Source organism: Streptomyces sp. NPDC047017 (assembly GCF_040644175.1).
In the GTDB taxonomy this organism is placed as follows: domain Bacteria; phylum Actinomycetota; class Actinomycetes; order Streptomycetales; family Streptomycetaceae; genus Streptomyces.
The window spans coordinates 102305-128482 of sequence record NZ_JBEYVW010000012.1 but is presented as its reverse complement, the minus strand read 5'-3'; the positions used below and the strand labels follow the sequence as shown (position 1 = coordinate 128482).

Here is a 26178-nt window from a genome sequence, read left to right as displayed (position 1 = left end):
ACTGTGGTGGAGTACTGACGACTTTCTGAAACGTGGGGCAGATGCTTCTGACATGGCCTCACCGAACAACGCTTCACCGAACCACCGCCGCACGCCGCGCCGCTCCCGCCGTGCCCGCCGCGACCCGTCCGTACGCGACCGGATACGTGTCCTCCCGGTCCGGCCGGTCCGGGTGGGCAGCCGTCTCCCGCTGACCGCTGCCGCCCTGGTCGTCGTGGCCGCCGTCACCGGATGTGGAGCGCGTGGCGGTGGCCCGGCCTCGGCCACCGGTGACGGGATGCCGGCCGCCGCCACGCAGGGTGCCGCGCGTCCGGTGACCGGCCTGGACGCGCCGGCCCCGCAACAGCCCGCCCGCCTTCCCGGCCTGGGTCCGAAGACCCTGGCGCAGATCCCCGGCGACGCCCGGCAGGTCGTCCTGGTCACCGGCCAGGGCAAGAACGCGAACCGCTCCGAGGTCGTGCTGTACCAGCGCACCGATGCGGGCTGGCGGCCGGGCGCGACCTGGCCTGCCCACAATGCGCTCAAGGGCTGGACCGACGACCACCATGTGGGGGATCTGCGGTCCCCGATCGGCGTGTTCACCCTCAGCGACGCCGGGGGACGGCTGCCCGACCCCGGTTCCAAGCTGCCGTACACCCGCTCCCGCGGGTTCACCGTCGGCGGGGACGGCTTCAACGGCGAGTCTCTCGCCGGGGCCTTCGACTATGTCGTGGCCATCGACTACAACCACAAGAAGGGCACGTCCCCGCTGGACTGGACGCGCCCGCTCGGCGCGGACCGGGGCGGCGGCATCTGGCTGCACGTCGACCACGGCGGCCCCACCCACGGCTGCGTCAGCCTGGACAAGGCGCATATGAAGGAGTTGCTGCGCACGCTGGACCCGGCGCTGCACCCGGTGGTCGTGATGGGGGACGCCGGCTCGCTCAGCAGCTGAGGCGCTGACCTATTACGGCGTAATAGGCGGGCGGCGATGGGGGAGCGATGGGCGACGGTCGGGGCGGACGCGCTGGGACCGATGACGCCGTAAGCGGCGGGACCTATTACGCCGTAATAGGTACGGCCGATCGGGCGGCGGGCTCGGACCGGTTCAGTGCGCCGCTGCGGGCGCGCTCTTCTTGCGGGCGCGGTACGCGGCGGCCTTGATCTTGTTTCCGCAGGACTCCATGCCGCACCACTGCCGCCGTATGCCCCGGGAGCGGTCGATGTAGATCCGGGTGCACTCCGGGTTGCCGCACTCCTTGAGGAGGGGTACGTCCGGTCCGCTCAGCAGCTCGACGGCCTGCCGGGCGAGGGCGGACAGGACTTCCTGCGGGCTCGCCTCCGTCCGGCGGCCCTCCTGGGTGAGCTGCGGCACGGCGGCCGCCTGGCGTGCGGTGCCGTTGAGCAGGTCCAGCGCCCCGGTGTCGTACGCCTCGCCCAGGCGGCGCGCGGTGACCAGCTGGTAGACGGCCTCTCGCAGGGCCGTCGCCCGGTCTACGTCCGCCTGCTCGCTCGGCGTGACCGCGTCGACGACCCCGGATTCCAGGAACCAGGCGTCCAGCCGGTCGGGTGTCACGAACATTTCAAACTGGGCCGTACGGCGGGCGCGCAGGGTCGCGGCGAAGTCCAGGGCCGGATGTCCGCAGACGAAGACATGGTCGAGATTCATATCACCAGTCTGGCAGGTGACGATTGTCCTCGCAAGGACAGGTCCCGGGGCCGCTTTCTCCGCCCGCCGCCGGGCGGGCCTCAGCGGCGCAGGTGGGCGATGCCCTGGTCGAGGGCGGCCTCCAGGTGGGCCGTGCTGCCGGTCGACAGCAGGATCACCACGCCGCCCTGGACACCGGCGAGCAGGGCGGCGGCCTCGCGGTCGGCGTCCAGGCCGGGGGCTGTCTCGCCGATGCTCTGCATATGCCGGATGCCCGCCGCGAGGTGGCCCTGCCACTGCTGGAGCAGCTCGCCGGCCACCGCCCGCGCGCCCTGGCTCGCCCTTCCCACCTCGGACAGGGCCACGTGCAGCGGACAGTCCATGCCCTGGGCGCGGTAGCGGGCGACGACCTTGTCGCGCCATTCCCGCCAGGCCGCCCAGGAGGTGAGGGCGCCCAGTTGCGGCTGCTGGTCCGCCAGTACCCGCGCCGCCTCGTGCCGGGCCACGGCCAGCAGCAGTTCCTCCTTGCCGCCGGGGAAGTAGTGGAACAGCTGGCTCTTGCTGGTCGCGGTGTGCGTCATGACGTCCTCAAGACGCAGGGAGAACACACCGTGGCGGCGGACCTCCCCGGCGGCGCCCTCGATGATGCGCTGCCGGGTCGCGGCGCCCTTGCGGGTCAACGGCACGTGTCCTCCAGGGGTGGGGTCCGTCAGGGCAGGAGCAGCAGTTTTCCGGTGGTGCGGCGGGAGGCGATGTCCGCGTGGGCGCGGGCCGCCTCCGCCAGGGGGTAGCGGCCGCCGATGCGCGGGCTGAGTGTGCCGTCGAGCACCATGGCGAACACCTCGCCGGTCCGGCGGACCAGGGCCTCGCGGGTGGGCACGTGGTCCTGGACCGTCGGGTACGACAGCAGGATGCTGCGGGGCAGATCGGTCGGCCGGAACGTGGGCACGCCCATGAACGGCCCGTAGTACGCGTGCACTCCGTGCCGGCGCAGGGAGAGCTGCGAGGAGCGGAAGGTGTCGGTGCCGCCGCCGTCGTAGACGACATGGGCGCCCTCGCCGCCGGTCAGCTCCATGATCCGGTCCTCGAAGCCGCCGCCGGACCAGACCAGCACGTGGTCGGCGCCGGCCTCCTTGGCGGCGGCCGCCTTCTCCTCGCGGGAGACCAGGCCGATCACGGTGCCGCCCCTGGCCTTGATCAGCTGGGTGAGCAGCAGGCCCACGCCACCCGCCGCCGCGTGCACCACGGCCGTGTCACCGGGCTGGACGGCGTAGGTCTCGGTGGTGAAGTGGTGGGCGGTGAGGCCCTGGAGCAGCACTGCGGCGGCGGTCTCGTCCGAAATGCCGTCCGGGACCTTCACCAGTGAGTCCGCCGGTACGGCGAGCAACTCGGCGTAGCTGCCCCGGTGGTAGTACCAGGCCACCCGGTCACCGACGGCCAACGAGTCGACACCGGCGCCGAGCGCGGTGACGTACCCCATGCCCTCGGCGCCGAGCACCACCGGGGCCGTCCAGCCGGGGCCGCCCTGCTCGCGGGCGCCGAGGTCCATGTAGTTCACTCCGGCGGCACCGAGCCGGACGAGCACCTCGCCGGGGCCGGGGACCGGGTCCGGCAGCTCGGTCCAGCGCATGACTTCGGGGCCGCCGTGTTCCTTGATGTGGATCGCGTGCATGAGGGGACACCTTTTCCGGTTTCCGGGTTTCCGGGGTTCCGGTCTTCCGTGCGGATGGATGTGTGCGGGGATGCGGGGGGGTGGTTCGGCAAGCACGGTAGGAAGACGAGATTGGACCTGCAAGTCCAGAAATGAGGGTCCGCCTGGTGCGTGCGAAGGGTCCTCTCGGCGCGTCCCGGCTCGCAGACGGTCCGCTCACAGGTGGTCCGCTTACAGATGGTCCGCTTCGACGACGGCTCGGGCGAAGGCATCCGGTGCCTCCTGCGGCACGTTGTGGCCGATGCCCTCCAGGGTGTGGTGCCGGTACGCGCCGGTGAAGAAGTGCCGATACGCCGCACCGTCGGCCGGCTGCGCTGTGAACGGGTCGCGGTCGGCGTCCAGGGTGACGGTGGGCACGGTGATGACCGGCTGCGCGGCGAGCCGCTTCTCCAGGCGGTCGTAGCGGCGCTCACCGTCGGCGAGGCCGAGCCGCCAGCGGTAGTTGTGGATGACGATGGCGGCATAGTCGGGGTTCTCGAAGGCGGTGGCCGTGCGCGCGAAGGTGGCGTCGTCGAAGTCCCAGGTGGGGGAGACGGTGTCCCACACCAGTCGGCACAGGGCGCGCCGGTCGTCCCTGTCGTCCATGGCGCGGCGGCCCCGCTCGGTGGCGAAGTAGTACTGGTACCACCAGGCGTACTCGGCCCGCGGGGGCAGCGGCTGCTTCTGCTTCTCGACATTGGTGACGAGGTAGCCGCTCACCGACACCAGTGCCTTGACCCGCTCCGGCCACAGCGCCGCGATGATGTCGGCGGTGCGCGAGCCCCAGTCGAACCCGGCGAGCACCGCCTTCTCGATCTTGAGCGCGTCCATCAGGGCGACGATGTCGAGGGCGACCACCGACTGCTGGGCGTTGCGGAACGTCCGGGCGGACAGGAAACGCGTCGTGCCGTGGCCGCGCAGGTAGGGGGCGATCACGCGGTAGCCCTGCGCCGCGAGCAGCGGGGCGACGTCGACGAAGCTGTGGATGTCGTACGGCCAGCCGTGCAGGCAGATGACCACGGGGCCGTGCCGGTGTCCCGCCTCGGCGTAGCCGATGTCCAGGAGACCGGCCTTGACGTGCTTCAGCTCGGTGAAGGCGGTGGGCGCGGCCGGGGACGCGGCGGGTGCGGGAGCGGCTGCGGACGTGGGGGAGGAGGCGGGGGAGGAGGCGGGGGAGGGGGTGGCGGATGCGGGTGCGACGCCCGGCAGGCCGGTCAGTGATACCGCGGTCGCGCTCGTGCCCAGGCCCATGGCCTTGCTGAAAGTGCGTCTGTCGATCATGCGAAGTCCTCCGTCGAGGTGCTACAGGCCCAGGTCCGCGGCGAGGCAGGAGAAGTTCGTCCAGGAGTCCTCGGGGTCGTAGCCGTCGCCCGTCGGGTTCCTCGGGCCGGCCGGCCTCTCTTCGACCATGTCCGCGTAGGAGACGCGCTCGGGCAGCTTGCCGAACCGCGCGTGGCGGGCGGCTGCCGCGCTGTCCGTGGCGGTGCCTGCCGCGCTGTCCGTGTCCGTGGTGACGCTGATGTCCATCGTCGGCCTCCGCCGGGTGTGTGCCGGACCGTTCCTCCGCGTCCGTTCGTGTCCGTTCGCGGGCGTACGCGTTCGTTCGGGGCGTACGCCGTCAGGCTCGCACCGCCTTGCGTCACCTGTCAAGCCGGTGACGCAGGTACGGCGGTGACGAAAGCGCACGTACCGCCGTAGAGTCGGCGGACGCCTGGAAGCGGTTCCCACGACCGCCAGGGCCCCCGAGGTCACGGATGGAGACGAGTCGAGATGAGCACGGCCCCGCGGACGGACCGACCCTCGCCCGCGCCGCATGTCGCCGACAGCCATGAACTGATCCGTGTGCATGGGGCGCGCGAGAACAACCTCAAGGACGTCAGCGTCGAGATCCCCAAGCGCCGGCTGACCGTCTTCACCGGCGTCTCCGGCTCGGGCAAGAGTTCCCTGGTGTTCGACACGATCGCCGCGGAGTCGCAGCGACTGATCAACGAGACGTACAGCGCCTTCGTGCAGGGCTTCATGCCGGCGGCGGCGCGGCCCGAGGTCGACGTGCTCGACGGGCTGACCACCGCGATCATCGTCGACCAGCAGCGGATGGGCGCCGACCCCCGCTCCACCGTCGGCACCGCCACCGACGCCAACGCGATGCTGCGCATCCTGTTCAGCCGGCTCGGCACACCGCACCTCGGCTCGCCCAAGGCGTACTCCTTCAACGTGGCCTCGGTCAGCGGGGCCGGCGCGGTCAGCGTGGAGCGCGGCGGGCGCACGGTGAAGGAGCGGCGCAGCTTCAGCGTCACCGGCGGCATGTGCCCGCGCTGCGAGGGCCGCGGCACCGTCTCCGATCTCGACCTCACCCAGCTCTACGACGACGCGAAGTCCCTGAACGAGGGCGCGCTGAGTGTCCCCGGCTACAAGTCCGGCGGCTGGAACCACCGGCTCTACGCCGAGTCCGGCCTGGTCGACGCCGACAAGCCGATCCGGGAGTACACCGAGCGCGAGCTGGCGGACTTCCTGTACCGCGAGCCGACCAGGATGAAGATCGCCGGGATCAACATGACCTACGAGGGTCTGGTGCCGCGCATCCAGAAGTCGATGCTCGCCAAGGACCGGGAGGGCATGCAGCCGCACATCCGGGCGTTCGTGGACCGTGCGGTCACCTTCACCACCTGCCCCGGCTGCGCGGGCACCCGGCTCACCGAGGCGGCCCGCGCGTCGAAGATCGAGGGCATCAGCATCGCCGACGCGTGCGCGACGCAGATCAGCGACCTGGCCGCCTGGGCGCGCGGCCTGGCCGAACCGTCGGTCGCGCCGCTGCTCACCGCGCTGTGCGGGACCCTCGACTCGTTCGTGGAGATCGGCCTCGGCTACCTCTCGCTCGACCGGCCCGCGGGCACCCTGTCGGGCGGCGAGGCGCAGCGCGTCAAGATGGTCCGCCACCTGGGCTCCTCGCTCACCGACGTCACCTACGTCTTCGACGAGCCCACCACCGGCCTGCACCCCCACGACATCCAGCGCATGAACGACCTGCTGCTGCGGCTGCGGGACAAGGGCAACACGGTGCTCGTCGTCGAGCACAAGCCGGAGACCATCGCCATCGCCGACCACGTCGTGGACCTCGGCCCCGGCGCGGGAACGGCGGGCGGCACCGTCTGCTTCGAGGGCACCGTCGAGCAGCTGCGGGCCGGCACCACCCTCACCGGCCGCCACTTCGGTGACCGGGCCGCCCTCAAGGAGTCGGTGCGCAAGCCCACCGGCACCCTGGAGATCCGCGGCGCGCACGCGCACAACCTGCGGGACGTGGACGTCGACGTCCCGCTCGGGGTGCTCACCGTCGTCACCGGGGTGGCCGGCAGCGGCAAGAGTTCGCTGGTGCACGGGTCGATTCCGCCCGGTGCGGAGGTGGTGTCGGTCGACCAGGGCGCGATCCGCGGCTCCCGGCGGAGCAACCCGGCGACGTACACCGGACTGCTCGAACCGGTCCGCAAGGCGTTCGCCAAGGCCAACGGCGTCAAGCCGGCCCTGTTCAGCGCCAACTCCGAGGGCGCCTGCCCCGGCTGCAACGGCGCCGGTGTCGTCTACACCGACCTGGCGATGATGGCCGGGGTCGCCACCACCTGTGAGGAGTGCGAGGGCCGGCGGTTCGACGCCTCGGTGCTGGAGTACACCCTCGGCGGCCGCGACATCAGCGAGGTGCTGGCCCTGTCGGTGACCGAGGCCGCGGAGTTCTTCGGCGCCGGTGCGGCGCGCACCCCGGCGGCCCACACGATCCTCACCCGGCTCGCCGACGTGGGCCTCGGCTACCTCACCCTCGGCCAGCCGCTCACCACGCTCTCCGGCGGCGAGCGGCAGCGCCTCAAGCTGGCCACGCACATGGCCGACCAGGGCGGGATCTACGTCCTCGACGAGCCGACCGCCGGTCTGCACCTCGCCGACGTGGAGCAACTGCTCGGCCTGCTCGACCGGCTCGTCGACGGCGGCAAGTCGGTCATCGTGGTCGAGCACCACCAGGCCGTCATGGCGCACGCCGACTGGATCATCGACCTCGGTCCCGGGGCCGGCCACGACGGCGGCCGGGTCGTCTTCGAGGGCACCCCCGCCGACCTCGTCGCCGCCCGCTCCACCCTCACCGGTGAGCACCTCGCCGCCTACGTCGGCCGCTGACCTCGCCGGGGGCTTCTGCTCACCCCCCGGACGGGTGAGCAGAAGCCCCCGGCAAGGTCGTAACCTGCACAGACAAAGACGTGCACAGGACAGAGACGTGCACAGACAAAGACGTGCACAGACAGAGACGTGTACGGCCGGTGGCGTACGGGCACAGACGTGCGCGGCCGGTGGTGTACGGCCGGCGGCGTGCGCGGCCGGTGGTGTGGACCGGCGACGTGGAAGGAAAGGGTGACGTGTCATGACGGACGTCGAGGAGAAGGCACTGCTGGCGGGCGGCTGCTTCTGGGGCATGCAGGAGCTGATCCGGGCGCTTCCGGGCGTGCTGGACACCCGGGTGGGATACAGCGGCGGCGCGCTGCCCGAGCCCACCTACCGCCGGCACGACGGCCACGCCGAGTCGATCGAGATCAGCTACGACCCGGCCGCCACCGACTACCGCGCGATCCTGGAGTTCTTCTTCCAGATCCACGACCCGACCACCAAGGACCGGCAGGGCAACGACCTCGGCTCCAGCTACCGCTCGGCCATCTTCTACCTCGACGACGAGCAGCGCCGGATCGCCGAGGACACCATCGCCGACGTGAACGCGTCGGGGCTGTGGCCGGGTCCGGTGGTGACCGAGGTGGTACCGGCGGGACCGTTCTGGGAGGCCGAGCCGGAGCACCAGGACTACCTCCAGCGCTACCCGGACGGCTACACCTGCCACTTCCCGCGGTCCAACTGGCGGCTGCCCCGGCGCGCGGAGTCCTGAGCCCCGGCCCCGACCCGGGCCCAGGCCCAGGAGCAGAGGGCCCACACAGTACGCGGTGGAGTTTCCGCCGCCCACGACACGACCTCCACGGTGGAAGGCGAAACACGGTGACGACCGTCGCATATCAGGGTGAACCCGGCTCCAATTCGGCGACCGCCGCCCGCGCGCTGTTTCCCGACGGCGGCCAGCTGCCCTGCACGGGCTTCGAACCGGCCCTGGACGCCGTGACGCTCGGCACCGCCGACGTGGCCGTGATCCCCGTGGACAACTCGGCGGCCGGACGCGTCGCGGACGTGCACCATCTGTTGCCCGAGTCGGGGCTGTTCATCGTCGGCGAGTACTTCCTCGCCATCCGCTTCGACCTGATGGCCGTCCCCGGCACGTCCCTCGATCAGGTGGAGTGCGTACGCAGCCATGTGCACGCCCTCGGCCAGTGCCGCAAGATCCTGCGCGAGGGCGGCTGGCGCACCCTGGTCAGCGACGACACCGCGGGATCGGCCCGCGAGGTGGCCGAGCTGGGCGACCCGCGCCACGCGGCGCTCGCCCCGCCCGCCGCGGCACAGCTGTACGGGCTGGAGGTGCTGCGCGCGGGGGTCGAGGACGACCCGGACAACACCACCCGGTTCGTGGTGCTCTCCCGGGAGGCGAGCAGCCCGCCGGCCACCGGCGAGCCGACCGTGACGAGCCTGTTCTTCCTCGTGCGCAACATCCCCAGCGCGCTCTACAAGGCGCTCGGCGGGTTCGCCAGCAACGGCGTGAACCTCACCAAGATCGAGAGCTACCAGATGGGCGCCGGGCTGAACCCGAGCCGCTTCTACGTGGAGGTCGAGGGCCACCCGGACGATCCCGGTGTCGCCCTGGCCCTCCAGGAACTGCGCTTCTTCTCCTCCGAGGTGCGCATCCTGGGCGTCTATCCGGCGCATTCGCACCGGCTGGGCGAGCGCATCGGCTGACCGGGCCGGTCGCACACCCCGGCGGCTGCCTACGCTGTGCAGCGTGACGACGGAACACGCGAACACCGAGGATCTCGCCGGCGCGCTCTACGACGCCATCGCCCTGGTGACACGGCGGTTGAAGCAGACGCGGGTGCCCGGCGGGCTGTCCCTGCCGGAGCGCTCGGCGCTGTCCCGGCTGGCCCGCTCCGGACCGGCCTCGGCGGCCGAACTGGCGCGGGCCGACCAGGTCACCGCGCAGGCCATGGGGGCGGTCGTCGGCGGCCTGGAGACCAGCGGGTTCGTCGAACGGCGGCCCGACCCCCGCGACGGCAGGCGCATCATCGTCTCGCTGACCCCGGCCGGCGAGGACGTGCTGCGGCGCAAGCGCGACGCCCGGGGGCGGCAGCTCGCCCAGGTGCTCACCGCCGAGTTCACCGCCGCCGAGCTGGAGACCCTGCGGGCGGCTGCGCCGCTGCTGGAACGGCTGGGCGAGAGTCTCTGAGGCCCGAGGCGGCAGGGACTGAAGGGACTCGGAATCGAACAAGGCGTGCGGGCCGGGCTGCCCTGTGCGCCGAGACGGTGCCCGTCGCGGCCGGGGTGGGCGGCGGCCACGCCTTCCGCCCCGACCTCACGACCGTCCCCCTCGGCGGCGGCGAACCGGCCATGTCGTGCCGGACGTGTCGTGCCGGCCATGTCGTGCCGGCCACCCGGGTTCCCGCCAAGGGCACCGCCGCGGCGGTCAGGCGTCGGCCGATTCCTGGGCCTGGGCCTGGGTGTCGGTGGCCGGGGTGCGCTGTGCCGCTTTGGTGGCCGTGTAGAAGACGGACGTGCCCTGCTTGCCGCGCTGGGCCAGGTTCTTGGCCACCAGCCCCTCAAGAGTGGTGCGCACGACGGTGGGCTTGACGTTCCGCTCGGGGTGGGCCTGGCCGAGTGCGGTGGTGACCTCCGCGGCGGAGCGCGGCTCGTGCTGGGCGACGAGGTGGCGGCGGACGAGTTCGACCAGGGTGATCTGGTCCGGCTTGGCGGCGGTCGGCGTGGCTGCGCCGGTCTTGGCCGCGCCGGTCTTGGCCGCGGCCGGCTTGGAGGCGGTCGCCTTGGCCGCCGTCGCCTTGGCCGCGGTGGACTTCGTCGCGGCGGGCTTCGCCGCGGTCGCCTTGGTCGCCGTCGTCGTGGCCGTGGTCTTCGTCGCGGTGGCCTTGGTGGTGGCCTTGGTGGTGGCCTTGGTGGTGGCCTTGGTGGTGGCGGTCTTGGCCGCGGTCGGCTTGGCGGTGGCGGTCGGCTTCGCGGTCGCCGTCTTCCTGCCCGTGGTGCCGCGCCCCTGTGCCGGGGTCTTTTTCTTGCCACGCGCCGATTCGGCCGCGCCGGACTTGGTGGTGTCCTTCTCGGCCGTGGTGGCCCTGGCGGTGCCGGACTTGGCGGTGCCCTTGCCGCGGGGAGTACGGGGAGCGGGGACGACGCCGGTCTCCGGGGCGGTCGTCGGCGGCTGCGCGGGGGCGGCCGAACCGAGCGCCTGCCGCATGTTCACCAGGACGCCGTGATCACGTTGCAGCGCGGCCAACTGCTCCCGCAGCACGGCGATTTCACCGCTGACGCGCTCCTGCTCCTTGAGGTTCTGCTCCAGGTCGTCGCTGACCCGGGCGGTGTACTGCGACGCCAGGTCGGTCGCCGTGGTGGTGTCGGGCATGGTGTGGGCCTCTCCTCGTGTTACCGCGGTTGGCTGGGACGTGACTTGACGCCGACCGGTGCATCATGAGCCGTGCGGCTGAGGGCAGCGTAGTGGATGGTGCACGGAGGGTTCCCACGCATGAGTGATCCGGTTCCGGAAAACAGCGTGCGGCCGTCCTCGCCGCCGGGGGCGGGGGAGTGTCAGTGGTGGCTGCGACGCTGTCCGTATGGATGAGCGGGACATCATGCGGGGCCGGGTCTACGGCGCCGATCACGAGGACGCCGGGCCCCGGTACGGGCGCCGCTACGCGGAGTTGGTGGGCGGGCCGCTCGACGGCCTGCTGCTGGACGTCACCGACCGGGCGGGACCCGAGCCCGGCGGCGGTGTCGTCCTGTTGACGGAGATAGGCCGCTACGGGCCGGGCGGTCGCACCGTGTACGCGCCGCGCCCCTCGGACCCGCGCCGTTTCGACTGGCGCGAGGACGTGCCCTGAGCGAGTGCCGGTGTGTGCGTGCGGTGCCGTCAACGGGAGGTGAGCGGCCGGGCGCGGGCGGCGGCCGCGCGCAGTGTCGGTACGTCGATGAACTCGGTGTGGGTGCCCGCGCTGCCGCACACGAACGCGCCCGCGACCGATCCGGCCAGCACGCAGTCCGCGAGCGGGCGTCCCGCGAAGCGGGAGTGCAGGAAGGCGGTGACGAAGGCGTCCCCGGCACCGTTGGTGTCCACCACCGGCCGCTCCGGACGTACTGCCGGGAAGTGGCGGACCTCGTCCTCGCCGCGCACCAGCACATGGCAGCCGTCGGCGCCGTCGGTGGCGACCACGAGACGGGCCCGGCCCTCGTCGACGATCGCGCGCAGCACCGTCTCCAGCCGGTCGTACAGCGCGGCGGCGCTGAGGAAGACGTAGTCGGAGGCGAGGGCGTAGACGCGGTGGTGCGGGTCGTGTCCGTCCCAGTCGTGCAGGTCGGTGGAGCTGGTCACGCCGAGGCGGTGCACGTCCTCGTACATGTCCCGGTTGGTGCCGGTGATCGACAGGTGGACGTGGGCGGTGCGCTCCAGGAAGGGCAGGTAGAAGGCGCGCGGCAGCCGCAGTCCGGCGGGGTGCCGGCCGTCGAAGAAGGAGAAGCGGCGGCCGTGGGCGTCGACGAGGTTGACCGCGCGCGGGGTGCCGTGCGGGGAGACGACATGGCTGAAGTCGAGGCCGTGGCGCGCGTAGTGCTCCAGGACCGCGCGGCCCTGGGGATCGTCGCCGAGGAAGTCGATGAACTTGGTGCGCAGGCCGAGGGTGTGCCAGCCCAGCGCCACCCCGTTGCCGGTGTGGCCCACATAGTCCCGTACCGGCTCCACGAACACCGAGTCGCCCGGCGGCACCCGGAGTTCCCCGGCCCGCACGACGGTGTCCACGCCCGTCCCGCCGACCACCAGGACGTCGTAGTCGCCGGGGCTCGTTCGGCGCTCGGCACCGGTGGGTTCGGGAACGGTCATGCGCGCGAACGTAGCACCGCTGAAAATTTTGCGAAAGACCTTGCAAGGCGCGGATGGTGGCGGTGCGCCTGCCGAACCGCCTCTGCTGTGCGAAGGGTTGACTTGCGGTGGGGTGGCGCATACGTTCTCGGCCGCAATCCCTTGCAGCAAGAACCGGCAGCGCGAGAACCGGCGACCCGTGAGCCGGCGGCACCCGCTGACCGCTGACCGCCGCCGTCCGGTCCCTCACTTGACCTGCTCGGCGGCCCACTGGGCCCACTCGCGGCGCATGGCGTGGAAGCGCAGGCCGTACTCCAGGGCGATGCGGCCGTAGACCGAGAGATTGTCGTCGTCCCAGTCGACGGACTCCACCAGATCGCGCAGCTCCTCGTGCGACTGGTACGACGAGGTGGCCAGGTCGTCCAGGAAGATGCGGGCCGGCCCGGGTTCGAGCACGCCGAGGAAGAAGACGCGCAGCAGGACGTCGCTGCGGGTGGTGCGCTGCGGCCTGGACTCGGCCAGCCAGCACCGCAGCTCTTCCAGGCCGTCATCGGTGAGGGCGTACTCCTTGCGGCCGCGGGGTCCCTCGGCGGCCACCGTGATGAGTCCGGTGCCCGCCAGTCTGGTCAGCTCCGTGTAGATCTGGCTCTGGGTGGCCGGCCAGACGTTGGCAAGGGAGGTCTCGAACCGCTTCAGCAGGTCGTAACCGCTGGCGGGGTGCTCCGAGAGAAGTCCGAGCAGTGCGTGTCTGAGGCTCATGCTCCCCACTCTACCTTCCACTCTTGACATGTCGCTAGAGGACCTTCTACTTTTGACATGTCGAGAGTGGGACCCGAAAAGGGGAGAGATCAATGTCCTACCTGCGTGCGTTTCTTCCGTGGATCGTCTTCGCCGTGATCCCTTCGGGCAGCTGGCAGTGGGGCGCGCTGGCCGCCCTGGTGGCCGCCGTGGCGATCATCGTGCAGCAGGCGCGGGACGGGGCCCGTTTCGACGCACTGATCATCGAGACCGGATCGGCGGTCTTCTTCGCGGTCCTCGCCGCCATCGCCTTCGCCGATCCGCACTCGGGCGTCCATGACTACTCCGCGGCCCTGTCCTCGGGTGTCCTCGCCCTCATCGCCGGTGTCTCGCTCGCCATCGGCAAGCCCTTCACCCTGGGCATCGCCAAGCGCACCACCCCGCCCGAGGTGTGGAACCTGAAGCCCTTCATCCGCACCAACACGGTCATCACCGCCGTGTGGACCGCGGCCTTCCTGGTCACCGCCCTCGCGCTCGCCGCCATGGCCCACGCGGGGCACGGCCACTCGACCACCGCGACGATCGTGCAGATCGCCGGCTTCGTCGTCCCGATGGTCTTCACCGTCCGCTACGTCGCCCTCGTGCAGGCCCGCGCCGGGCAGGTGGCCCGATGAGCTCCCCCACCCCCAAGCACCTCGCCGGCAACTACGCCCCGGTCACCGAGGAACTCACCGCGCACGACCTGCCGGTCACCGGCACCGTCCCGCCCGAGCTGTCCGGCTGGTACCTGCGCAACGGCCCCAACCCGGCGGACGCCGCCTCCGGGCACTGGTTCTTCGGCGACGGGATGATCCACGGCTTACGGCTGGACGGCGGGCGCGCGGTCTCCTACCGCAACCGCTGGGTGCGCACCACGAGCTTCACCGAGGGCGCGCGGATGTACGACGAGCAGGGACACCGCGACCTCAGCGCGGGCCCGGCCAACACCCACGTCGTCCGGCACGCCGGCCACACCCTCGCCCTGGTCGAGACCGCCCTGCCCTACGAGCTGACCTGCGACCTGGACACCAAGGGCCCCTACGACTTCGGCGGCCGGCTGCACACCGCGATGACCGCCCACCCCAAGACCTGCCCGGCCACCGGCGAACTGCACTTCTTCGGCTACGGCGTGCTGGAGCCCACGCACCTCACCTACCACCGCGCCGACGCCTCCGGCGAGCTGGTGATCAGCCGGCCCATCGAGGTGCCCGCGGCCACCATGCTGCACGACTTCTGCCTGACCGAGCGGTACGTCGTCTTCCTGGACCTGCCGGTCGTCTTCGACCTCGAACTCGCCATGGCGGGCCGGACCATGCCCTACGCCTGGGACGACGGCTACGGCGCCCGGCTGGGCGTGCTGCGCCGCGACGACCCGTACGGCGAGGTGCGCTGGTTCGAGATCGACCCGTGCTACGTCTTCCACTCGCTCAACGCCCATGAGGCCCCGGACGGCACCCTCGTGCTGCACGTGATGCGCTACGCCGAGATCTGGCGGCGCACCCCGCAGGGCCTGACCCCGCCACAGGACGCCGTGCTGTGGAAGTGGACCATCGACCCGGCCGCCGGGCGGGTCCGCGAGGAGCAGCTCGACGACCGGCCGGGCGAGTTCCCCCGCGTCGACGACCGGCTCACCGGCCGCGCCGCCACCCACGGACACGTCACCTGCGACAACTCCCTGGTCCGCTACGACCTGACCACCGGCGCCGTGACCGCGCACGACTTCGGCCCCGACCGCACCCCGGGCGAGGCCGCCTTCGCCCCCGCCGACGACCGGCCCGGCGGCCCCGGCTGGCTGCTGACGTACGTCCATGACGCCGCCACCGACCGCAGCGACCTCGTCGTCCTGGACGCCGACGACCTCGCCGCGGAGCCCGTCGCCACGGTCCATCTGCCCTCCCGGGTGCCGTTCGGCTTCCACGGCAACTGGCTCGCGGACTGACCGGACACCCGGCGGGGGCGTGCAAGCGCCCCTTTAGGCAACCCGTGGAAGATCCCTTCGACATGGGTACGCGAGCCATGCGCGACATGCGAGGGGGATGCAGTTGTCACGCTTCGCCACTTTCACCGACCTCGTCCGGACGCGGTGCGCCGAGTTCGCGGGCGATGACGCACACATCCAACTGCGCGACGCCAAGGACGGCCCGGACGCCGACCGGCTGACGTACGGGGAACTGGACCGCGCCGCGCGCCGCGTCGCGCGGGCGCTGCGGGCGCACGGGGTCGAGGGGCGGCCCGTGCTGCTCATGTACCCGGGCAGCCTGGAGTTCCTGAAGGCGTTCACCGGCTGCCTGTACGCCGGGGCCGTCGCCGTGCCCGCGCCGCTGCCCGAGGGCACCGCGCACGGACGGCTCGGCCGCAGCTCGTCGATGCTGCGCGACTGCGGCGCCAAGGTCGTGCTCACCGACCGGGCCAGCGCCCCGGACGTCGCGCTGTGGCTGGCGACCGAGGGCTGCGGCGACGACGTGGTGTGCGTGGCGAGCGACGCCCTCAAGCCGGACGCCGCGGACGAGACCTGGCAGCCGCCCGCGACCGGACCCGACGACCTCGCCTTCCTGCAGTACACCTCCGGCTCGGTGTCCGAGCCGCGCGGTGTCATGGTCACCCACCGCAATCTGCTGGCCAACCAGGCCGCGTTGCAGCGGGTGCTGGGCACCACGCCCGAGGACCGGTTCGGCGGCTGGCTGCCGCTCTACCACGACATGGGTCTCATCGCGCACCTGCTGCACCCGATCTGGCTGGGCAGCGCTTCGGTGATGCTGTCGCCGACCGCGTTCATCCGACGGCCGCTGCGCTGGCTCCAGGCCATCGACAGCCACCGCGTCACCATCGGCGGCGGCCCCAACTTCTGCTACGACCTGGCGCTGCGCCGTGTCACCGACGAGCAGATCGGCCGGCTCGACCTGTCCCGCTGGCGGCTCGCGCTGAACGGCGCCGAACCGGTGCGCGCCGACACCCTCGACGCGTTCGCCCGCCGCTTCGCCGCCGCCGGTCTGCGCGCCGAGGCCATGTACCCGTGCTACGGGCTGGCCGAGGCCACCCTCGTCGTCTCCGGCGGCGTGCGCGGCGAGGGCTTCCGGCGCCGGGCTGTGGACGCCGCGGCGCTGGCCCGTGACACCGTCGTGACCGCCGAACCGGGCCAGGACAGCCGCACCCTGGTCAGCAGCGGCCGGATCACCGACTTCGACGTGCGGATCGTCGACCCGGTCGGCTACCGGGAGCTGCCCGAGGGCGCCGTCGGGGAGATCTGGCTGCGCGGCGACAGCGTGGCCGCCGGGTACCACGGCAGGCCCGAGCAGAGCGAGGCGACCTTCCGGGCCGTCCTGGACAACGGCGAGGGCGGCTTCCTGCGCACCGGCGACCTCGGCGTCCTCGACGACGGGCAGCTCTATGTCACCGGGCGGCTCAAAGAGGTCGTCATCATCAACGGGCGCAACCTCTACCCGCAGGACGTCGAGCACGCCGTGAAGGCGCTGCACCCCGCGCTCGCCGCGGGCTCCGGCGCCGCGTTCTCCGTGGAGGCCGGCCGCGAACAGCTCGTCCTCGTCCAGGAGGTCCGCGGCGGACAGCTCGACGGGCCGCGCCTGCGCGAACTCGCCCAGCACATCCAGCAGTTGATCGGCAAGGACTTCCACGTCCCGGCGGGCAACGTGCTGCTGGTACGGCCGGGCACCGTGCGCCGCACCACCAGCGGCAAGGTGCAGCGCACCCTCATGCGCAAGGAGTTCCTGGCCGGCGAGGTGCACGGCGAGTACGAGGTGTTCGACCCGGCCGTGCGCGCCCTGGTGCGCCCCGACGACGTCCTGCTCGGGCAAGGGCTCCTGCAGTCCGCCGCCGGCGGTGGCGCATGGTGACGCTCACCGCGGCACCGGTGCGCGAGGCCGAGGCCCAGCGCCGGGTCGCCGCCGTCGAGGACCTGCTGGGCGACCCCGGCGACAGCGCCAACCCGTGCGGCTACGCGGCGCTGTTGGAGGCCGACCGCGACGCCGTGCGCAGCGAGGCCGGCGAGGACGCCCTGGAGCGGTCCGGCATGCACCGCGAGTACGTGCCCGTGGAACTCGGCGGGCGCCTGGAGTCGATGGACACCCTGGTTCGCGTCATGCGCCCGGTCTTCCGGCGGGACGTCGGCCTCGGCATGGGATACGGCGCCATGTCCTTCATGGCCGCCGTCGACGTGTGGATGGCCGGCACCGGCGGCCAGCAGGCCGAGCTGGCCCGGCGGATGCTGCGCGGCTCGCGCGCGGCCATCGCCCAGCTGGAGACCGCGCACAGCAATGACTACGTGCGCAGCCAGGTCTCCGCCCGGCCCGGCGCGCACGGCGGGCTGCTGCTCAACGGCCGCAAACCCGTCATCAACAACTACGACCGGGCCGACGCCCTGGTGCTGTTCGCCCGCACCGACCCCGAGCCCGGCCGCCGCAGCCACACCGCGCTGCTGCTGGACCCGGCCGCCTTCCCCGAGGGCCGCGCCGAGCCGCTGCGCCGCCACACCTCGCTCGGGCTGCGCGGCTGCGTGTTCGGCGGGGTCGACTTCGACGACTGCCCGGTCCCGGACGGCGCCCTGCTCGGACCGGTCGGCGACGGCGTGCCGATCGCGCTGCGCTCCTTCCAGGTCACCCGCACCGTCATCTCCTCGATGGTGCTGGCCGCCGTCGACACCAGCCTGCGCACCGCCGTCGCCTTCGACCACGAGCACCGCGGCGGCGGCTGGTCCACCGGCGGCTCCGACCCGCAGCGCACCGCCGCCACCATCACCGGCGCCTTCGTCAACCTGCTGCTGTACGACGCGCTCGCCACCGTCGCGACGAGGGCCCTGCACATCCTGCCCGAGCAGACCAGCGTGTACTCGGCGGCCGTGAAGTACCTGCTGCCGCGGGTGCTGACCGAGACGATGTACGACCTGTCGATCGTGCTCGGCGCCGGGCTCTACACCCGCGAGGGCACCCTCGGCATCTTCCAGAAGCACCTGCGGGACGTGCCCGTCGTCACCCTCGGGCACGCCGGCAGCGTCGCCTGCCAGGGCACGATCATCCCGCAGCTGCCGCGCCTGGCCCGCCGTTCCTGGTTCGTCGAGGACGAGGCACCGGCCGCGCTGTTCCGGCCGCGCGAGGCGCTGCCGCCGTTCGACGCCGACCGGCTCGCGCTGGCCTGCGGACAGGACAGCCTCAGCGCCACCCTGCTCGCGGTGGCCGCCGAGACACCCGGGCGGGGCGCCGCCGAGCGCGCGCTGCGCGACCTCGCGCTCGTCCTCGTCGACGAGTTCCGCGACCTGCGCGCCCGGGTGCTGGCCCTGGGCCCCGAGCCGGGCGCCGCGCCGTTCCCGCTGATGGACCGCTACGCCCACCTGCTGGCCGCCGCCGCGGTGCTCGGCGTGTGGCGGCACAACCAGGACGGCTCCGACCCGTTCCTCGCCGACCCCGCCTGGGCGGCGGCGGCCCTGCACCGCGTCGCCCGCCGGCTCGGCGCCCCGGCCCCCGACCTGCCGCCCGAGTGCGAGCTGCGCGTGCGCCACGAAGTGCAGCTGCGCTTCAGCGACCGGCGCGGCTACGACCTCTACGACACCCCGCTGCCGGGATGAGCGCGCCCCACGCCCCGCGTCCCGTCCGGCGAATTCCAGCGAAAGGCGTTCGGCCATGAACGTACCGACCACCCGGCAGACCCCGCTGTCCACCTCCGTCCATGTCCCGCCGCGCGGCTGGCTGCTCGACCGGGTCGCGCTCTACCTGGGCAGGGACGCCGACACCATCGACCCGGCCGTGCCGCTGGCCGAGTACGGCATGGACTCGGTGTGCGCGCTGAGCCTGTGCGGCGACCTGGAGGACGAGTTCGGGCTGATGGTCGAGCCGACCCTGCTGTGGGACCACCCCACCGTGGCCAGCCTGCTGGACTTCCTCGCCGTGCAGCTGGCGCCGGCCGGCGCGAACGAGGAGCGGTGATGGCGGACGGGCCCGCCTACGGCGACGGCGTCGCGATCGTCGGCATGGACTGCGCCTTCCCGCTCGCCCGGGACACCGACGCGTACTGGGAGCTGCTGCTGCGCGGCGGCGACGCGATCGGGGACGTACCGGCGCAGCGCTGGGACCCGGCGGACTTCGCGGCCGGTGACGGGCCGGGGCGGGCCGGTCTCGACCGGGGCGGGTTCCTCGACGACGCCGATGTGTTCGACAACGAGTTCTTCTCCGTGTCGCCGCGCGAGGCCGCCGCCATGGACCCGCAGCAGCGGCTGCTGCTGCACTGCGCGTGGCGGGCCGTGGAGGACTCCGGGGTGGCGCCCGGCGCGCTGGCCGGCAGCGGCACCGGGGTGTACGTGGGCGTGATGGGCGGCGAGTGGGGCCGGCTGCACCTGGGCGACTACGACCGGGTGACACCGCAGCTCGGCGCGGGCAGCAGCGCCGGCATGACCGCCAACCGGATCTCCTACCAGCTCGGTTTCACCGGCCCCAGCATGGCCGTCGACACCGCCTGCTCGTCGTCGCTGGTCGCGGTGCACCTCGGGGTGGGGGCGCTGCTGTCGGGGGAGTGCGACACCGTGCTCGCCGGCGGCGTCAACCTCGTCATGTCGCCCACGCTCGGCCTCGTCTACCACCAGCTGGGGCTGGCCGCCGAGGACGGGCGGTGCAAGCCGTTCAGCCTGCACGCCGACGGGATCGGCCGCAGCGAGGGCGTGGGCCTGGTCGTGCTGCGCCGGCTCGCCGACGCGGTCGCCGACGGGCAGCGGATCTACGCCGTGATCCGCGGCACCGCCGTCAACCAGGACGGCCGCAGCAACGGCATCACCGCGCCCAACCGCTGGTCGCAGGAGCAGGTCGTGGCCACCGCCTGCAAGCGGGCCGGGGTGCAGCCGCGGGAGATCTCCTTCATCGAGGCGCACGGCACCGGCACCGCGCTCGGCGACACCATCGAGTGCGCGGCGCTGGGCAGCCTGCACGGCGAGGGCCGCGAGGAGCCGTGCGCGATCGGCTCGGTCAAGGGCAACCTCGGGCACACCGAGGGCGCCGCCGGGATCGCCGGACTGATCAAGGTCGCGCTCGCCCTGCACCACCGGATCGTGCCCGCCAGCCGGTTCGCGGACCGCGAGAACCCGCAGCTGCGGCTCGCCCGGCGCGGGCTGCGGCTGCTCAAGTCACCGCTCAGGCTGCCCCCGGCCCCGGTCCTTGCCGGACTGTCCAGCTTCGGGATGGGCGGCACCAACGCGCACGCCGTGCTCGGCTCCGCGCCGCGCCCCGCCCCGCGCACCAGCGCCGTACGGTCCCGGCCCGGCGTCGGCGTGTTCACGCTCACCGCGGACACCCCGGGCGCCCTGATCCGCAACCTCACCGAGCAGGCGGACGCCGTCGCCCGCCGTCCGAGGACCGGCGCCGCCGCGCTGTGCCGGCGCAGCAACCGGGTCAAGACCGGTCTGCCGTACCGTTTCGCCGTCACCGCCCGGGACACCGAGGAACTGGCGGCCGCGCTGCGCCGGGCGGCCGCCGGCGGCCTGCCCGAGCAGGTGGCGCACCGGCCGTGGAGCCTGCCGTCGGTGGCGTTCCTGTTCTCCGGGCAGGGCGTGCAGTACCCCGGGATGACCGAGGGCCTGTACCGCGAGTCGGCCGCCTACCGGCAGGCCCTGGACGCCGCCGACCGGGCGCTGCTGCCCTACACCGACGTCTCGGTGCGCGCAGCACTGCTCTCCGGCGACGAGCAGGGCGTGCGCGGGGAACTCACCCAGCCCGCGCTGTTCGCCGTTCAGTACGCGCTGGCCGCCACCCTCACCGGGCTCGGCGTACGCCCCGCCGCCGTGCTCGGGCACAGCATCGGCGAGTTCGCCGCCGCCGTCACCGCCGGGGTGCTCACCCTCGACGAGGCCGCGCATCTGGTCGCCACCCGCGGCCGGCTGACGCACGCGCTGCCGGAGGGCGGCGCCATGCTCTCCGTGCAGGCCGGGCCCGAGGCGCTGCGGCAACTGCTCGCCGAGGAACCGCGGGCACACCTCGCCGCGCTGAACGGCCCCCGCGACACCGTGCTGTCCGGCACCGCGGAGGCGCTGGAGCGGATCGCGGAGACCTTGCAGGAGGCGCAGGTCCGCGCCCGTGACCTGGCGGCACCGGCCGCGTTCCACTCGCCGCTGATGCGCCCGGTGCTCGACCGGCTGCGCGCGGCGGCCGCCGGCACCGACCCGAAGGCACCCGAGGTGCCCGTCTTCTCCACCCGCCACGGCCGCTGCCTGGAGCCGGGCGAGCGCATGGACGGCGACTACTGGGCCGAGCAGGCCGCCTCGCCGGTGCTGTTCGCAAACGCGCTGGCCGACCTGGAGACGGTGTGCGCGCCCACCCACCTGGTGGAGATCGGGCCGCGCCCCCAGCTGCTGCCGCTGGCCGGCCGGGCCGGGCTCTCGGCCGGCGTGGAGTTCCTGCACCCGGCCCCGGGACCGGAGGCCGGCGGTGCCGAACTCGCCGACATCGTCGCCCGGTTGTACCGGGCCGGACTCGACCCCGACTGGGAGCGGCTGTACGACTGGGAGACCGCCTCCGGCACCACCGAGAAGCTGCGCGGCTACGCCTTCTCCACCGCGCACCGGTACTGGACCGCCGCACCGGCGCCGCGCGCCGGGCAGGGTGCCCGGCCACGCACCGAGGCCGCGCCGCCCCGGCCCGTGTCGCGCGCCGAGGCGCCCGGGACGGCCGACCCGGTCTCCCGGGACCGCGATCCGGTGCTGGCCGCCGTCGTGGACGCGGTCGCGGAGGTCGGCTCCTACCCGCTGGAGCAGGTCGTCTCCACCGCCCGCTTCTACGAGGACCTGGGCTTCGACTCGGTGATGATCATGCAGTTGAAGGACCGCGTCGAGGCCCGGCTGCCGCACCTGGGCGAGCTGTCCGTGCAGCAACTGCTGCCCGCCCTGCGGTCGGTGGGCACCCTCGCCCAGTTCCTCGGCGGGCACCTCAGCGAAGGGGCCATGGCGTGAGCGCGGCGGGGAACCGCACCGGAGGAGTGACGCCCGGCGGCGTCGGAGTGACCGGGGCCGGCACGTTCGGCCTCCGACCGGAAGGAGTGTGCGCGTGAGCGCAACCGTCTACGTCGCGGCGACCGCGAGCGCGCTGCCCGGCCCGCCCGTCGACAACGCGACCCTCGGCAGGGCGCTCGGGGTCAGCGAGGAATGGGTCGACATCTTCGTCGGCACCCGCACCCGGCACTTCGGCTGGGACCTGGAGACCGGACAGGTCCGGCACACCCTGGCCGACCTGTGCGCGCAGGCCGGCGGCGCGGCCATCGAGGCGGCCGGACTCGACCCGGTCGACATCGAGTTCGTGCTGCTGGCCACCGCCACCCCGGACACCCTGCTGCCGACCACCGCCAGCGAGGTCGCCGACCGGCTCGGCCTGATGTACCTGCCGGCCTTCCAGCTCCAGTCCGGCTGCTCGGGCGCCGTGCAGGCGCTCGACCTGGGCCGCACCCTGATCTCCGGCGGCGCCCGGGCCGGCCTCGTCATCGGCGGCGACGTCACCCACCGCCACCTCGACGTGCACCGCGACGTGGCCCGGATGCCCACCGAGGAACTCGTCAACTACGTGCTGTTCGGCGACGGCGCCGGCGCGGCCGTGCTCACCGCCGAACCGGTCGCCGAACGCGTCGCCATCCGCGGTGTCCTCAACCGCTTCACCGGACTGGGCCGCCCGGCCGGCCAGACCGTCGACTGGTACGGCATCAGCGACCGGCACAGCGAACGCCCCATGGTGATCGAGGACTACAAGGCCATCGAGGAGTCCGTGCCGGTGATGGCCCGCGAGATCCTCTGGGAACTCCTCGACCAGCTGGAGTGGACCCCCGACGACCTGGACTTCCTGCTGCCGCCGCAGCTGTCGGGCCGGATGACCGAGCGGATCACCGAACAGCTCGACGTGCCCGGCGCCAAGGAGGTCTCCTGCGTCGCCGAGACCGGCAACACCGGCAACGCCCTGGTCCTCCAGCAGCTCTCCCGGCTCCTGCCCGACCTGCCCACCGGCGGCCGGGCCCTGGCCATCGCCGTGGAGTCCAGCAAGTGGATCAAGACCGGGCTCGGCCTGGAGAAGGTGTAGGACATGGCCGTACTGGAGCGCGCGACGAGGCGCGGCGAGCCCCTGGACAGACTGCGGGAACTCGCCGCGCAGGGGCGCCTGGAGACGGCGTACGACGAGGTCGCACCGCTGCTGGCCGAGCTGGCCGACGACCCGGCGCCCCGGCCCGGCTGGGCCCGGCGGGCCGGGCGGCTGCTGGGCCGCGCCGACACCGCCGCCGTGCTCGCCCGCCATCCCGCCCTCAGCCGCGTCACGGTCGCGGTCACCGGGCAGTCCACCGTCGCGGACGTCGTCGAACCGCTGACCGGGGAACTGGCCCGGCACGGACTGCTGCTGGACGCGGTCGTCGGTGACCACGGCGCCTATCTGCGCGACCTCACCGACCCGTCCGGTGCCTTCGCCGGCGTCGCCGCCGACCTCACGCTGTGCCTGCTGGACGACTCCACCGTCTTCGCCGAGGTGCCCGCCGTATGGGGCCCCGACGACGTCGCCCGCGCGGCCGGCGAGGTGGCCGCCCGTATCGAGGGCCTGGTCCGCCGGCGCGCCGCGACCGGGGCCGGCACCCTCGTCCTCACCACGCTGCCACTGCCCCGCGAACGCACCCACCAGCTCCTCGACCACCGCTCCCGGGCCCGGCTCGGCATGGTGTGGCGGGAGTTCAACACCCGGCTGCTGCGCCTGGGCGCCGAGGAGGCGGGCGTCGTCGTCCTCGACCTCGACCCGCTGCTCGCCGCCGGCCCCCCGGCCGCCGACGTCCGCCTCGCCCAGTACGCCGGGGCCCGCCTCGGCGCCGCCCTCCTGGACGCCTGCGCCCGCGAAGTCGCCCACCTCGCAAGGGCGTTGACCGGACGCACCCGCAAGTGCCTGGTCCTGGACCTCGACCACACCCTGTGGGACGGCGTGCTCGGTGACGACGGCCCCGACAAGATCGCCGCCGCCGGGACGCTGCGCGGCGAGGCGTTCGGCGCCTTCCAGCGCGTGGTGCGCCAGCTCGCAGGACAGGGCGTGCTGCTCGCCGTGAGCAGCAAGAACGACCGCGACACCGTGCTGCGGACCCTGCGCACCCACCCCGACCTGCTGCTGCGCGAGGACGACTTCGCGCGCGTGCACGCCGACTGGGAACCCAAGAGCGGCCATCTCGCCGCCGTCGCCGGTGCGCTCGGCATCGGTGACGACGCGCTCGTCCTCGCCGACGACTCGCCCGCCGAACGCGCCGAGGTACGCCACTCGGGCGTCCGCGCCGCCGTCGTACCGCTCGACGACGAACCCGCCCTGCACGTGCAACGGCTGCTCGCCGACGGCTGGTTCGACACGCTCGCCGTCACCGACGAGGACCGGGCCCGCACCGCGCACTACCGGGCCGCCGGGGAGCGCGCCGCACTGCGCGCCACGGCCGGCACCCACCAGGACTTCCTGCGGGAACTCGGGGTCAGCGTCGAGCTGTCCGCGCCCGCGCTCCACGAGCACGAACGGCTCTCCCAGCTCACGCAGCGCACCAATCAGTTCAACCTGACCGGGCTGCGGCTGACCCCCGCCGAGGTGGCCCGGGCCGCCGCCGACCCGGGACGGCTGCTGCTGGCGGCCCGCACCGCCGACCGGTTCGGCGCCGGCGGCCTGACCGGCGCCCTGCTGGCCGGCCGCGAGCAGGACGTGCTGCGGATCGACAACGCCTGGCTGAGCTGCCGGGTGCTGGCCCGCGGCATCGAACAGGCACTGCTCGCCGCCGTACTGGACCACGCCCGGCGCCAGGGGCACCGCGCGGTGCTCGCCGTCTTCCGGCCCACCGCGAAGAACACCCGGGCCCGCGGCCTGTACCCCTCGCTCGGCTTCACCGCCGAGGGCGAGCGGGAAGGGGCGCTGCACTTCCGGCACGACCTGCTGGAGCTGCCCGCCCCGCCGGAGCACGTGCGGATCACCGGGCCGCTCACCGGCGGCCTCGACCGAAGGAACGACAGAAGGAAGCAGACATGAGCGCGGCCGACACCCTCGACGGGTTCCTCGCACTGCTCAGGGACGAACTGGGCCTGGAGGCGACGGCCGGGCAGGCCCGCGGCAACCTGACGGACCTGCCCCGCTGGGACTCGCTGTACCTGCTGCGCCTGGTCACCCTGGTCGAGGAGGAGACCGGCCGGCGGCTGCCGCTGTCCGAGGTCCTCCAGGCCCGCACGCTCGTCGAGATCCACGCCGTCGTGGCACGGCGCCAGCATCAGGTGGAGGCACAGGCATGACCGTCCCCGGCAATTCCACGCTCGGGCCGCCGCTCGGCACACCCGTCGAGGTGGGCACCGACGACGCCGCGTGGGACCGGGTCAGGGCCGACCTCAAGGAGCGCGGGACCGCCCTGCTGTACGCCCACCGGCCCGTACTGCAACCGCGGTTGCCCTCCGGGGACGGGCTGCGCAGGCTGCTCGGCCGGGACTGGTCGCGCTACCTCGACCTCGCCCACGCCGACGTCCGCGACCGGTACGCGGCCTCCCGGATGCTGCTCAAGTCGGCGGCGGCCGCGGTGCTGCGCGGCGACCCGGAGGCGCTGGAGCTGGCGTACGGGCCCACCGGGCGGCCGTATCTGCGCGGCTGCGACCAGGTCGACATCAGCCTCAGCCACACCGACGAACTCCTCGTCGTCGGACTGACCACCCGCGGCCTGATCGGCGTCGACGCCGAGCGCGCCGACCGGCAGATGTACGGCGGCGGCCTGGGCCGGCACGTGTGCACCCCGTACGAGATGATCACGCTGGCCGCGCTGCCCGAGGAGCAGCGCAATCCGTCCCTGGTACGGCTGTGGACGCTGAAGGAGGCGTACAGCAAGGCGATCGGGCAGGGCATGCAGTTCCGGTTCACCGAGTTCGGGTTCGGACCCGACGGCAAGCCGGTGCGGGTGCAGCGGCCCGACGGCAGCGCCGGAACCGGGGACGAGTGGGCCTTTCGTACGTTCCCGCTGGCCAGCGGTTACTGCGTGAGCGCGGCCGTGTACGACGCCGGGTTCGGGGAGCCGGGCGACACGGACATCACGACCATGCTGGACGCGGACTGCGTGGAGACCATCGAGGAGACGCTGGACGAGACGTGAGACGTG

General features: G+C 73.0%; 24 protein-coding genes. 16 read left to right on the top strand and 8 right to left on the bottom strand.

What is annotated here, in order from left to right; translation table 11 throughout:
• The first annotated feature begins 52 nt into the window (after positions 1–52).
• Positions 53–934, top strand: a complete 882-nt coding sequence (locus ABZ858_RS20970; protein WP_361380459.1) for a L,D-transpeptidase family protein — start codon at positions 53–55, stop codon at positions 932–934.
• Between the two features lie 153 nt (positions 935–1087).
• On the opposite strand, the gene ABZ858_RS20965 is transcribed toward ABZ858_RS20970, so the two are convergent.
• The 5 genes from ABZ858_RS20965 to ABZ858_RS20945 all read right to left on the bottom strand — a co-directional run bounded on the left by ABZ858_RS20965 (position 1088) and on the right by ABZ858_RS20945 (position 4844).
• A complete protein-coding gene (locus tag ABZ858_RS20965; RefSeq protein WP_361380456.1) occupies positions 1088–1648 on the bottom strand; it encodes an ABATE domain-containing protein in 561 nt (186 codons plus the stop codon).
• Between the two features lie 80 nt (positions 1649–1728).
• On the bottom strand, positions 1729–2313 hold the full coding sequence (locus ABZ858_RS20960; protein WP_361380452.1) for a TetR/AcrR family transcriptional regulator: 585 nt from the start codon (positions 2311–2313) through the stop codon (positions 1729–1731).
• Positions 2314–2336: 23 nt separating this feature from the next.
• A complete protein-coding gene (locus ABZ858_RS20955; protein ID WP_361380449.1) occupies positions 2337–3299 on the bottom strand; it encodes a quinone oxidoreductase in 963 nt (320 codons plus the stop codon).
• A gap of 210 nt (positions 3300–3509) precedes the next feature.
• Positions 3510–4598, bottom strand: coding sequence for an alpha/beta hydrolase (locus ABZ858_RS20950; RefSeq protein ID WP_361380446.1), 1089 nt, complete (start codon positions 4596–4598; stop codon positions 3510–3512).
• A gap of 21 nt (positions 4599–4619) precedes the next feature.
• On the bottom strand, positions 4620–4844 hold the full coding sequence (locus tag ABZ858_RS20945; protein ID WP_361380443.1) for a hypothetical protein: 225 nt from the start codon (positions 4842–4844) through the stop codon (positions 4620–4622).
• A gap of 243 nt (positions 4845–5087) precedes the next feature.
• On the opposite strand from ABZ858_RS20945, the gene ABZ858_RS20940 reads away from it, so the two are divergent.
• From ABZ858_RS20940 to ABZ858_RS20925, 4 genes are all read left to right on the top strand, one after another.
• Complete coding sequence (locus tag ABZ858_RS20940; RefSeq protein WP_361380440.1) at positions 5088–7478, top strand: excinuclease ABC subunit UvrA; 2391 nt, start codon at positions 5088–5090, stop codon at positions 7476–7478.
• A 241-nt stretch (positions 7479–7719) separates the two neighbouring features.
• A complete protein-coding gene (msrA, locus tag ABZ858_RS20935) occupies positions 7720–8232 on the top strand; it encodes a peptide-methionine (S)-S-oxide reductase MsrA (protein WP_361380437.1) in 513 nt (170 codons plus the stop codon).
• Positions 8233–8339: 107 nt separating this feature from the next.
• On the top strand, positions 8340–9185 hold the full coding sequence (locus tag ABZ858_RS20930; RefSeq protein ID WP_361380434.1) for a prephenate dehydratase: 846 nt from the start codon (positions 8340–8342) through the stop codon (positions 9183–9185).
• A 43-nt stretch (positions 9186–9228) separates the two neighbouring features.
• Positions 9229–9669, top strand: coding sequence for a MarR family transcriptional regulator (locus ABZ858_RS20925; protein WP_361380431.1), 441 nt, complete (start codon positions 9229–9231; stop codon positions 9667–9669).
• Positions 9670–9906: 237 nt separating this feature from the next.
• Here the strand turns inward: ABZ858_RS20925 and ABZ858_RS20920 are convergent, their stop codons facing one another.
• The gene (locus ABZ858_RS20920; protein WP_361380428.1) at positions 9907–10851 is read right to left on the bottom strand and encodes a BlaI/MecI/CopY family transcriptional regulator; all 945 of its coding nucleotides are present in this window, start codon (positions 10849–10851) and stop codon (positions 9907–9909) included.
• Between the two features lie 208 nt (positions 10852–11059).
• On the opposite strand from ABZ858_RS20920, the gene ABZ858_RS20915 reads away from it, so the two are divergent.
• Positions 11060–11326, top strand: a complete 267-nt coding sequence (locus ABZ858_RS20915; protein ID WP_361380425.1) for a hypothetical protein — start codon at positions 11060–11062, stop codon at positions 11324–11326.
• A 29-nt stretch (positions 11327–11355) separates the two neighbouring features.
• Here ABZ858_RS20915 and ABZ858_RS20910 read toward each other — a convergent pair whose 3' ends face one another.
• Both ABZ858_RS20910 and ABZ858_RS20905 read right to left on the bottom strand, forming a co-directional pair.
• Entirely contained in the window at positions 11356–12318 is a 963-nt protein-coding gene (locus ABZ858_RS20910) for a carbohydrate kinase family protein (protein WP_361380421.1), read from the bottom strand.
• 225 nt (positions 12319–12543) lie between these two features.
• A complete protein-coding gene (locus tag ABZ858_RS20905; RefSeq protein ID WP_361380417.1) occupies positions 12544–13056 on the bottom strand; it encodes a PadR family transcriptional regulator in 513 nt (170 codons plus the stop codon).
• A gap of 92 nt (positions 13057–13148) precedes the next feature.
• Between ABZ858_RS20905 and ABZ858_RS20900 the strand changes: the two genes are divergently transcribed.
• From ABZ858_RS20900 to ABZ858_RS20855, 10 genes are all read left to right on the top strand, one after another.
• Positions 13149–13709 carry a hypothetical protein gene (locus ABZ858_RS20900; RefSeq protein ID WP_361380413.1) on the top strand — a complete coding sequence of 187 codons (561 nt, stop codon included), beginning with the start codon at positions 13149–13151 and terminating at the stop codon, positions 13707–13709.
• Positions 13706–15013 (top strand): carotenoid oxygenase family protein, encoded by a 1308-nt coding sequence (locus tag ABZ858_RS20895; RefSeq protein WP_361380410.1) that lies wholly within the window; start codon positions 13706–13708, stop codon positions 15011–15013. Before ABZ858_RS20900 ends, ABZ858_RS20895 begins: the two co-directional genes overlap by 4 nt.
• Positions 15014–15110: 97 nt before the next feature.
• Entirely contained in the window at positions 15111–16925 is a 1815-nt protein-coding gene (locus tag ABZ858_RS20890; protein ID WP_361380407.1) for a fatty acyl-AMP ligase, read from the top strand.
• Entirely contained in the window at positions 16919–18649 is a 1731-nt protein-coding gene (locus tag ABZ858_RS20885; RefSeq protein WP_361380404.1) for an acyl-CoA dehydrogenase, read from the top strand. The genes ABZ858_RS20890 and ABZ858_RS20885 overlap by 7 nt, the downstream gene beginning before the upstream one ends.
• 55 nt (positions 18650–18704) lie before the next feature.
• Complete coding sequence (locus ABZ858_RS20880; protein WP_361380401.1) at positions 18705–19007, top strand: acyl carrier protein; 303 nt, start codon at positions 18705–18707, stop codon at positions 19005–19007.
• Positions 19007–22012 (top strand): beta-ketoacyl synthase N-terminal-like domain-containing protein, encoded by a 3006-nt coding sequence (locus ABZ858_RS20875; protein WP_361380398.1) that lies wholly within the window; start codon positions 19007–19009, stop codon positions 22010–22012. Before ABZ858_RS20880 ends, ABZ858_RS20875 begins: the two co-directional genes overlap by 1 nt.
• Before the next feature lie 94 nt (positions 22013–22106).
• A complete protein-coding gene (locus ABZ858_RS20870; RefSeq protein WP_361380395.1) occupies positions 22107–23123 on the top strand; it encodes a 3-oxoacyl-ACP synthase III family protein in 1017 nt (338 codons plus the stop codon).
• A 3-nt stretch (positions 23124–23126) separates the two neighbouring features.
• Positions 23127–25073, top strand: coding sequence for an HAD-IIIC family phosphatase (locus ABZ858_RS20865; RefSeq protein WP_361380392.1), 1947 nt, complete (start codon positions 23127–23129; stop codon positions 25071–25073).
• Positions 25070–25330, top strand: a complete 261-nt coding sequence (locus ABZ858_RS20860; RefSeq protein ID WP_361380389.1) for an acyl carrier protein — start codon at positions 25070–25072, stop codon at positions 25328–25330. The genes ABZ858_RS20865 and ABZ858_RS20860 overlap by 4 nt, the downstream gene beginning before the upstream one ends.
• Positions 25327–26172 (top strand): 4'-phosphopantetheinyl transferase superfamily protein, encoded by an 846-nt coding sequence (locus ABZ858_RS20855; RefSeq protein ID WP_361380385.1) that lies wholly within the window; start codon positions 25327–25329, stop codon positions 26170–26172. Before ABZ858_RS20860 ends, ABZ858_RS20855 begins: the two co-directional genes overlap by 4 nt.
• The last annotated feature ends 6 nt before the right edge of the window (positions 26173–26178 follow it).